General features: G+C 31.6%; 13 protein-coding genes. 6 read left to right on the forward strand and 7 right to left on the reverse strand.

The genetic code is table 11. The features are described from left to right. Positions 1-192: 192 nt before the first annotated feature. Both pmtC and pmtD read left to right on the forward strand, forming a co-directional pair. Positions 193-1065 (forward strand): phenol-soluble modulin export ABC transporter ATP-binding protein PmtC, encoded by an 873-nt coding sequence (gene pmtC / locus CD036_RS07845; RefSeq protein ID WP_021459229.1) that lies wholly within the window; start codon positions 193-195, stop codon positions 1063-1065. Further along, positions 1065-1793, forward strand: coding sequence for a phenol-soluble modulin export ABC transporter permease subunit PmtD (gene pmtD / locus CD036_RS07850; RefSeq protein ID WP_103388386.1), 729 nt, complete (start codon positions 1065-1067; stop codon positions 1791-1793). Before pmtC ends, pmtD begins: the two co-directional genes overlap by 1 nt. A 50-nt stretch (positions 1794-1843) precedes the next feature. Here pmtD and CD036_RS07855 read toward each other — a convergent pair whose 3' ends face one another. Next, positions 1844-2407 (reverse strand): thioredoxin family protein, encoded by a 564-nt coding sequence (locus CD036_RS07855; protein ID WP_002509137.1) that lies wholly within the window; start codon positions 2405-2407, stop codon positions 1844-1846. A 304-nt stretch (positions 2408-2711) separates the two neighbouring features. Here CD036_RS07855 and CD036_RS07860 point away from each other — a divergent pair, with 304 nt between their 5' ends. Together CD036_RS07860 and CD036_RS07865 are read left to right on the forward strand one after the other, a co-directional pair. After that, positions 2712-3272, forward strand: a complete 561-nt coding sequence (locus CD036_RS07860; RefSeq protein WP_103388387.1) for an HAAS signaling domain-containing protein — start codon at positions 2712-2714, stop codon at positions 3270-3272. After that, positions 3269-4117, forward strand: a complete 849-nt coding sequence (locus CD036_RS07865; RefSeq protein ID WP_002509139.1) for a DUF4097 family beta strand repeat-containing protein — start codon at positions 3269-3271, stop codon at positions 4115-4117. The genes CD036_RS07860 and CD036_RS07865 overlap by 4 nt, the downstream gene beginning before the upstream one ends. A 73-nt stretch (positions 4118-4190) precedes the next feature. On the opposite strand, the gene CD036_RS07870 is transcribed toward CD036_RS07865, so the two are convergent. Beyond that, complete coding sequence (locus CD036_RS07870; RefSeq protein ID WP_103388388.1) at positions 4191-5231, reverse strand: C45 family autoproteolytic acyltransferase/hydrolase; 1041 nt, start codon at positions 5229-5231, stop codon at positions 4191-4193. 499 nt (positions 5232-5730) lie between these two features. On the opposite strand from CD036_RS07870, the gene CD036_RS07875 reads away from it, so the two are divergent. After that, positions 5731-5901, forward strand: coding sequence for a hypothetical protein (locus CD036_RS07875; protein WP_002509141.1), 171 nt, complete (start codon positions 5731-5733; stop codon positions 5899-5901). Between the two features lie 230 nt (positions 5902-6131). Here CD036_RS07875 and CD036_RS07880 read toward each other — a convergent pair whose 3' ends face one another. The 4 genes from CD036_RS07880 to CD036_RS07895 all read right to left on the reverse strand — a co-directional run bounded on the left by CD036_RS07880 (position 6132) and on the right by CD036_RS07895 (position 8736). Then, on the reverse strand, positions 6132-6545 hold the full coding sequence (locus CD036_RS07880; RefSeq protein WP_002509142.1) for a YolD-like family protein: 414 nt from the start codon (positions 6543-6545) through the stop codon (positions 6132-6134). A 168-nt stretch (positions 6546-6713) separates the two neighbouring features. Next, complete coding sequence (arsC, locus tag CD036_RS07885; RefSeq protein WP_002509143.1) at positions 6714-7112, reverse strand: arsenate reductase (thioredoxin); 399 nt, start codon at positions 7110-7112, stop codon at positions 6714-6716. Between the two features lie 17 nt (positions 7113-7129). Further along, a complete protein-coding gene (gene arsB, locus CD036_RS07890) occupies positions 7130-8422 on the reverse strand; it encodes an arsenite efflux transporter membrane subunit ArsB (protein ID WP_021459225.1) in 1293 nt (430 codons plus the stop codon). After that, positions 8422-8736 carry an ArsR/SmtB family transcription factor gene (locus CD036_RS07895; protein ID WP_103388389.1) on the reverse strand — a complete coding sequence of 105 codons (315 nt, stop codon included), beginning with the start codon at positions 8734-8736 and terminating at the stop codon, positions 8422-8424. Before CD036_RS07895 ends, arsB begins: the two co-directional genes overlap by 1 nt. A 164-nt stretch (positions 8737-8900) precedes the next feature. Here CD036_RS07895 and pglS point away from each other — a divergent pair, with 164 nt between their 5' ends. After that, positions 8901-9941 (forward strand): 6-phosphogluconolactonase, encoded by a 1041-nt coding sequence (gene pglS / locus CD036_RS07900; RefSeq protein ID WP_103388390.1) that lies wholly within the window; start codon positions 8901-8903, stop codon positions 9939-9941. Here the strand turns inward: pglS and CD036_RS13225 are convergent. Beyond that, positions 9933-10156 (reverse strand): hypothetical protein (locus tag CD036_RS13225; RefSeq protein WP_219728769.1); only part of this gene is annotated, 224 nt, incomplete at its 5' end. The genes pglS and CD036_RS13225 overlap by 9 nt on opposite strands.

Raw genomic sequence — 10156 nt, forward strand, 5'->3', positions numbered from 1 at the left:
ATTTTTTTGGCCTTGATTGAATTTCCGATTGAGTTGTGTATAATATGTTGTGTTTAGAACTATAATAACTATATATTTTGTACATATAAAAATGAGGTTGTTACCGTTATATTTTATTATTTAAATGTTTTTTTACTATGTTAAATTTAGTTTGTTGATTTATCGTATTTCGTAAATTAATAGGAGGTATTTATGCAGTTACAAGATATTACAAAGAAGTATGGTAGTAACAATGTACTTGATCATATTGACTTTGATTTTAATGATAGTCGTATTGTGGGACTTATCGGGAAAAATGGTGTAGGTAAAACAACACTTATGAAGGTTATGAATGGTAATATTATTAACTTTCAAGGAAAAGTAGAATTAGCTAATAATGAAAATATTGGTTATTTAATAGAACATCCGAAATTATACGATAATAAATCTGGCTTATATAATTTAAAACTATTCGCCCAAGTTTTAGGAAAAGGTTTTGACAAAAAATATGCTAATCATATTATCCAAACTTTCGGCATGGAACCTTATATTAAAAAGAAAGTAAAAAAATACTCAATGGGTATGAAGCAAAAATTAGCTATTGCTGTATCATTAATGAACAAACCTAAGTATTTAATTTTGGATGAACCTACAAATGGCATGGATCCAGATGGTTCTATTGATGTGTTAACGACTATTAAACAACTTGTAAAAGAGCTTGATATGAAAATTCTCATTTCTAGTCATAAGTTGGAAGACATTGAATTAATTTGCGATAGAGCGGTATTTTTACGAGATGGCAATTTTGTTCAGGATGTTAATATGGACGAGGGTGCACCTACAGACTCAACAGTTATAATATTTGAGGATGAAGACTTTGAACAAGCACATACGTATTTGAAAGAACATTATGAAATTATTGAGTCACAACGTGCGAATAAAGAAGTTGTTATACGGGCACAACAAAGTTATCAAGCTTTACTTAAAGGCTTGGCAAGTATTGAAGTATATCCGAAATTTATTGAAACACGAAAAAGTTCATTACGTGATACTTACTTTAATATTAATCAGAGAGGTGACCAATAATGAATAGCTTTCAATTAATCAAACATGATGTGTACAGTATTTTTAGAAGCCCATTGACTTATTTAGCTTTACTTCTAACATATGGTGCAATGGCTGGAATGACTGTATTATTTGTACAGCAGTTAGATAAAGTAGACGGCAATATTATACTGGCAGTCGGCAGTTGGTTCTTCTCAATTGTAGGTTTACTTTTTGTAATTAAAACGATTACGCGAGATATTTCTCAAGGTACGTTACAATTGTTTATGAATAAAACTAAAAATAGAGTTGGATACTTTATTGCGAAAGTATGTTCAATGATAATCATCGCCTTACTTATGTCAGGATTTTTAGTGGCATTTGTTATTATTGTTCAAAATATAGTAGATGGTAAAAATGTCACTGCTGAAAAGTGCTGGGAATTATTAGTATTTTATCTTATATTCCATCTGTTTTTCGGTTTGTTATTATATTTATTTGCATTAGTTATTCCAAAGACAGCTTTAATTTATACTGTAGGAATTATTTTAATATTCCTTGTACCATTTGCAGAACCATTTATCCCAATGATTCCTAAAATTGGTGATAATATTCAAGATTCATTAAAATATATACCATTTAGCTACTTACCAAACAAAACTACATCAGATGATTTTACTTTTACGAATTGGCAATGGTTTATATCAGCAGCTTCAATCATAATTTTATTTATCGTTAATTTATTCTATGTAACTAAAAAAGATATATAAAGTAAAAAAGGTATATGCACTTCGCTCGAAGTGTATATACCTTTTTATTATTATTTGTGGCGTAATTGTTCAATGATAGATTCAAACACTGCTTTCCACATTTGTGAATCTGTTTTATAACGATTGGAGATAATCGCATGAACTTCATTTGATTTTTCTTCAAATGTTGGGTCATCTTTCGCTGGTAGATTGGCACGAGCTTCATCTACAAATTTTTGAACTTGGCGTGCACGTGGTCCCCATACAGTTTCCTGTTGATATTCATCATTTAAAAAGACGAATATAGGAATAGAACGGGCAGTACCATTTGTTAAGTATTGATCAATTAAATTAGTATCGTCATCACGATGGAAGACTCTAACTTCTAAATTTAATAGTTCACTAATATGTTTTAAGATTGGAAGGTTCATCATAGCGTCCCCACACCAATCCTCTGTGATAACAAGTACTTTATCATAATTAGCTGCTTTAATTTTTTCGATGTTATCATTTTCTGTATTTGGCACAGAAAAAGAATTATAAATTGTTTCCACACCATCTTTATTAACAGTCATATTTTCGATGTATTCATTAAGTAGCTGACTGTCGTTAAAATAAGTCTTTAGACTTGTCATTTGTATTCCCCCTTCAATCTATTGATGTAATTATAGCAAATTAACTTATAATTGGGAAAATTATTAACTCTTAAATTTACATTATTTTTTATAGGAGTTGTAGGTGAGAGATGCAACTGTAAAATAGCTATGCTATATTTAAATAATGAAATGAATACGGTTGAAACAGGTGTAAAAAGTGAATTTCGTCAACTTTTTAGTGTGAAACGTATAGAGTAAAGTATGTGTTTGTAGTTAAAAACCGTAAATAATAGAACTATAGCAAGATGATAGTCATAATTAATGATAATTGGCGGAGATAATTTTGGACAAAATTACATTTTTAAATGAGCTCGAACAAGAACTGGAACGTTTACCAAGACAAGAACGTGATAAAATCATGTTTGAATATGAGAGTTACTTTTTTGACTTAGAGAAAAATGGGAAAAATGAATATCAAATTATGGGAGAGCTTGAATCCCCTAAAGTTATTGGAAAAGAAATTAAAGCTAAAAATGCGATTAGTTATGCAGAATATAAAACGAATGCTAAAACTATAATTAGAGCAATTATTGCTTCATTAGGTATGGGTATCTTTTCTTTATTATTAATTTTAATTCCTATGGTGTTTATAGCATGTATTATGTTTGTACTATTGCTCGTGTCTTTTATGATGTTTATTTCACCGTTATTGTTAATTGTTCATGGTGTGATTAACCATAATATCAGTTTAGCAATTAGTAATTACCTTTTTGCATTTTCCTACAGTGGTTTAGGAATTGTACTGTTTGTATTAATTTTAAAACTTGCTGAGTTAGTTTATCGTGCAATTTTAAAATATTTAAGATGGAATATTAAAACGATTAAGGGAAGTGCTGTAGAATGAAGAAGTTGTTCATTTGTGGTCTAACCATATTCGTCGTTTGCTTCGTGTTAGCTTGTTTATTTTGGTTTTCATTTGAACAACAAGATAATAAAACGAATGAAGTATCACAAAATTACCATGATGATGAGATTGAAGATATTAATGTGGCGACGAAGAATGCAGCAGTTAAAGTACGGCAAGGTGAGAAGTTTAACATTACATATAAAGGATCGAAAGATGTAAATATTAAACGTCATGCTGATAAAGTTAATGTAACGGAAAAAAATAACAATGAAGATCATTACGGTTTGAACTTTAATCCATTTAAAAATATTCATAGTACAGTATATATTACAGTTCCTAAACAAGCCTCAGCTAATCTTGATATGGAATTACATTCGCAATTTATTCAATTAGATCAACTGCGTTTGGGTGATGTTAAAGTATATACTGAACACGGTAATAGTGAAGGGTTTAAAGTGAAAAATTCTACAATAAAAAATTTAACGTATCAGTCTGACTTTTCATCAGTAGCTATATCTGATAGTAAGATTAAACAAGGCAATCTTAAAACGCAAAATAAAATTGAAGTGACACGTAGTTTATTAAAAGATACGATCTTATTAACTGAGGATAGTAATATTATGTTAGCTGATATGAAATCCAATACAGATGTGAAAGCTTCTACGAACGAAGGAAATATTAATATTTCCTATGCACAGAAACCTCAAGATACACTGTTAAAATTAAATCCATTAAAAGGGAAATCACATGTTAACAATCCTTACTTTCAACATAATAAAGTAGGTAATGGGCAAAATATAATTGAATTATATACAAATCAAGGCGATATTTATATCGACTAAATAAAGGGACAAACGACCATTATAGTGAAGCTTCTCCAAGTTGAATCACTATTGGCGTTTGTCCCTTTAGTTATTAATAAGTAGCAAATGTAAGGTCGGTATCAATGTAGCCTTTAAATGTTGAAACATCAAGTGATGTGCCATTGAGCCATTGTTGAAAATCAAAGTATGTTGGTTTGCTGTTTTCTCCTAGACTTATCCAAGCGGCTAATTGCTGAGGTTCGTACATACTAGTATGTATCGTTCCAGACCAGCTATTAAATAGTTTACTGTAAATATCAAAATCAGGGTTATTAAATAATTCAAAAGCGTCAAATTTATTTAATTGGTGCTGTGTACTTTGATTCAAACGATCCAAACGTGCTTTGGACTCTTTAGTATAATTTCTATTTTCGTGAGTTAAGAGCTGAAAATGATTCGTGCATGTATTATCATATCTGACGTCAATCGAACGTGGTGATACTTCAATAATGGCATGATTTAAAGCTTTATCCATAACGATATAACTGAATGAACTACGGTGTGGTATGGTTTTCAATAATTTTATGGCATCTTCGACATCTTTGCAGTATTGCAAAATTAATCGACCTATCATATAACAGACGAAACCATCACCGGGTTTTTTACGGTGCATGAAATTATAACCCATTACTAATCCGGCTTCGTTCATACCATCCATTCTTCCTGTAACTCTTGAAGTGGGGCCAATTTGAGCTAGTCCGCCATCAGTAGGTTGAAATAATAAATATCTACCATCATAAGTAGCGGGGTGGTAATCGTAATTACGTACCATATAATCGTTGCCTAAATAAACCGTACAGCCACTATTTGTTAACGGCGTAAAACGATAATGAGCAAAATTCAATACCATTTGGTTAGATGGTAAATTTAAAACTTCTTGCATACCTTTTATTTCTTCCCAAATATGTGGTGCATAGGTTTGGAAGATATCATAAGTCTCTTTAATATGTATATCAAAACGAGGCATACGTTTGCGCCATTCTTTTTCTCTATTTTTTAGTAAAGGTGTTTGTTGCATCCATTGAGCAGTTTTAACGCCTAAGTCAAAATGTGATCCGCGATGAGTCATTATATCTGATTGGACAAATTGCATTTTTTATACACTCCTATGAATATTATATATAACATGATTGTAACTTTATTGTAATTTGTTATTAATTGCTATTGAATAATGTAGTGGTTATTATAAACATACAACATAGAAAAATCTTTATTAGTTTATTGAGGTGATACTATGAATGAGTACTATCAAGCAGCAAAATCAGCTATGTCCGCATGGTGGAGAAACTAATAATTGTTTTCTGAGTTATCGAGTAACGACTATGATTATCATAGTCGTTTTTTGTGATTCTTGCATGTAAACATTTCACAGTTTAATCTTAATTATGATAATATAGATATGTTATTAATAAATAATATAGTCAATGTAATTTACCTATATTAACGCTTTTTACTTCTTACAATATCGTATCATAAAATTTCCTGTGATATTACTGGAATAAAAAAATGAATAATAGGTATATATTTATTGATGCTTTTAAGTGTGCTATTATTGAATATAGACATGCTATTAAATTATTGAGGTGAACAGAATGTGTAATTTTATTAAAGGTTTATTTAAATTTGTATTTGGTACAATTTTAACTGTATCACTAGTTGCTGGAATCGGTGCAGTTGTATTTGCATACATCTTCAAAAAAGATTTTGAAGACATCGAAAGCAAAACAAAAGAAATCGTATCAGACATCGAATCAAATAATTAATACTACAATAGAACACGATAGTGTTCTATTTTTTTTATAGACCCTTACTACTTTAGTAGTTAGGGTCTATTATGCAGATGAAGCATCTGCGAACCATAAAAACATACTACTTTAGTAGTTAGGGTCTATTATGCAGATGAAGCATCTGCGAACTATAAAAGACATACTACTTCAGTAGTTAGGGGCTATGATACAGATGAATATTTGTAGTTGCATGTTGGACTAAATTGTTAATTAGTAGTGATTTGTTGAATATTAGTAATGTCTACTAATGATAATTGAACAATTTGGGAATCTGTTTTGGATTCGCCAATTAAAGTCATCTGTAGCATATCAATTTTTTTGATATAGATTGATTTGTGTTCTAACCAGCCATCACAATAATATTCAATATGAATAGGTGTATTATTGTGTAAAGATTGATGTAATTGAAAGTTGAGATTATTGAGTTGGTCATCTGATAATATAGGGCGGTCAATTTTATTTTGGTCTATAATATACTGCTGTATTCTAGTGAACTGTTCGGGCAAAGTGGCAAAAGGTGCCCATTTTACCATGCCGCGTCCCTTAGGTATGCTTTGAGTTAAATATTCTCTAGGGATCTTGCGATAGTCAGTTTCATTTTTATATTTATCCGGAATCATAAAATCACCTCATCAATATTATAGAACATATGTTCGTATAAGTGAAGTGCTTTATTAATAATCTAACAATGAAATGTTGCACGTATAGATGCAGTTTTTGGCGTAACAGTATCAACGAGCTGTCACTAGCTAAATAAAAAGACGACATAAATTATGTCGTCTTAGTGTTTAGTTTGTTTTATGAAATTGCTGTATCGTGCGACCAATTTCATCTCGGACGCGTTGAAATTCTGACCAATCTTTTCCTGCTGGGTCGTCAAAACCCCAATGTTCTTTTTTTACATTTGGTGGCAGGATAGGGCAATTAGCATCTGCATCGCTACATAATGTAACCACCAAATCCGATTGCTTAAGAATATTATTATCAATTAAGTCTGACGTATGGTTGGATATATCAATATCTACTTCTTGCATTGCTTCAATTGCTTTAGGATTCACACCGTGTGTTTCAATACCAGCTGAATAGACATTCCAATGTTCGCCAAGTATTTTCTTACCCCAACCTTCTGCCATTTGGCTACGACAAGAGTTTCCAGTACAAATAAAATAAATTGTTTTTTTACGCATTATTAAAGCCTCTTTTCTTAAAATATAATTAATGTTAGGAATAAACCTAATAATGTTACAAAGAGTACCGGAATAGTAATAATGATTCCAGTTTTAAAGTATGTGCCCCATGCGATTTTTACACCTTTTTGTGTTAAAACATGTAGCCACAATAATGTTGCTAAAGAACCGATTGGAGTAATTTTCGGTCCTAAATCGGAGCCTATTACATTTGCATAAATCATACCTTCTTTAATAGACCCAACTACATTTGATTGTCCGATAGCAATAGCATCTATTAAAACTGTAGGCATATTATTCATTATTGATGATAAAAAGGCTGATATAAAGCCCATGCCCATAATACTGCTGAATAAGCCATAACTTGAAATATTAGATAATACATCGGCCAAAATTGTAGTGATACCTACATTTTTTAAGCCAAACACGACTAGGTACATACCAATTGAAAATAGGACAATATTCCATGGTGCCCCTTTAATCACTTGTTTCGTATGAACTGCATGAGACTTACGAGCTAAGAGTACAAAGATAACAGCAACTATACCAGCAAAAATTGATACTGGAATATGAATAAATTCACTAACAAGATAACCCACAAGTAAAATAGCTAACACAATCCATGAAATCTTAAATAATTTTGGATCTTTTATAGCATCATTTGGATTCATAAGATTTTCAGTTTCGAAAGTTTTGGGTATAGATTTTCTGAAATATAGCCATAGTACGAGAATACTAGCAATCAAAGAGAATATGTTAGGTATAATCATTCGACTAAAGTACTCAATAAATCCGATGTCAAAGTAATCAGCAGAAACAATATTAACTAGGTTACTGACAATTAAGGGTAGAGATGTAGTATCAGCAATAAATCCACTAGCAATAATAAATGGGAATATCATTTTTTTATTAAAGCCTAAATTTCTGACCATCGCTAATACAATAGGCGTTAAGATTAAAGCAGCGCCATCATTTGCGAAAAATGCAGCTACAATTGACCCTAATAGCATGATAAAAATAAACATTTTTAACCCATTACCGTTTGAAGCTTTGACCATATGTATCGCAGACCATTCAAAAAATCCAATTTCATCTAATATTAATGAAATAAGAATGACAGCAACAAATGTTAAAGTAGCATTCCAGACAATACCGGTTACTTCTAAGACATCGGAAAAGCTAACCACGCCTGTAATGATAGCAACTACAGCTCCAATTAAAGCTGTAATACCAATATCTAGGCCTTTAGGTTGCCAAATGACAAAAAATAAAGTTATAAGAAAAATTATAATTGCTAAAGTCGTCATCATCAGCATTCACCTGATTTCATATTTTTACAGACACAGCGTGTGTTAGGTGTTGTAATGGTATTTAAGTTTTGATTGAGATCATCTAAAGTCTCGTGATTAAGTTGATACATACGTTTGTTACCATCTTTTCGTGTAGTAACTAACTCATTATCTACTAATGACTTCATATGGTGGCTTAATGTTGGTTGAGAAAATTGAAAGTGTTCTAACAAGTCACAGGCACACAGCTCACCACAAGAAAGTAAATCTATTATTTCTAATCTACTTGGATCTGATAAAACTTTTAATATTGAAGAAAGATTTTTATAAGACATCAATATACCTCCTAAACATTATATAGATTAACATCTAAATAGAAGGTTGTCTATATAATTTGAAATGACTACATCAGTTCATGGCTATGCATCAAAATTTAATTGATTGTTATTCTGGTATATATTTTATAAACTAGTACTATATCAATAATGGAGGGGTTTACATGACAACACTAGGATATGTTGGTACATATACTAAAAAAGAAGGCAAAGGGATTTATCGTTTTGAATTGAATGAAGCTACTGGTGACATAGATACCGTAGAAACTGGATTCGAACTAGAAGCGTCAACGTATATTACCCAATATAATTCTTATTTATACGCAATTACGCGTGAAGGTGATGATTGTGGCGTAGCAAGCCTTAAAATTGATGCAGAAGGGCGTTTGACATTAATTAATAAATGTTTAGCTTCTACAGCTGGTACAGGATGTTATATAGCAGTATCTCCTGATGGACAATATTTATTTGAGTCAGTTTACGGTGCTGGTGTTGCACGACTATACGAATTAAATGCTGAAACTGGGGAAGTAGTGCAGTTGATTCATGAATTGCAACATACTTATGAGGTAGGTTCTAATGAACGTCAAGACGGTCCTCATGTTCATTTCTTAGATGTCACACCGGATAACAAGTATGTAGTAGCAATGGATTTAGGAACAGACAATGTAGTGACATATACTTATGGTCAAGATGGTTTAACAGAATACGCTGTTACTAAATTTGAGCCGGGAGACGGCCCTAGACATATTACTTTTAATCAAAATAATAGTAAATATGCTTATATCGTACATGAACTATCCAATAAAGTATCCGTAGTAAAATATGAAGATGGTAAATTCGAAGAAATAGAAAAACATTTGACAATTCCCGAATCATTTAATGGTGATACTAAGTTAGCAGCTGTTAGGTTATCTCAGGACCAACAATTTTTATATATTAGTAATAGAGGTCATGATAGTATAGCGATTTTTAAAATAGTAGAAGATGGTGCATCATTAGAATTAGTAGATATTACGCCGAGTGGCGGAGAGTTTCCTAGGGACTTTAATATTGTAGCATCTGACGACTACTTAGTTTGTGCGCATCAAGAAGGCAGTTCACCATTAGTTGTCTTTAAACGAGATAAAGCAACAGGAACATTAACTCAAACAGATAATAGAGCAACGGCGCCTGAAGGTGTATGTGTTCAATTTTTAAAATAATAATAACGCTAAAAGGGAGTGGGACAGAAATCTGATTTTGAGAAAATGATTTCGTTGTCCCACCCCGGCAAGGATGACTAGCGTTGAAAAAAGCTCGGTTTGAAGCGCATTTTCAATGCAGTCAACTACTGCCCATATGAAAAAGGTTTCGAATAAAATATGGAGTGGGACAGAAATCTGATTTTGAGAAAATGATTTCGTTGTCCCACCCCGGC

Source organism: Staphylococcus arlettae (assembly GCF_002902345.1).
Lineage (GTDB): Bacteria > Bacillota > Bacilli > Staphylococcales > Staphylococcaceae > Staphylococcus > Staphylococcus arlettae.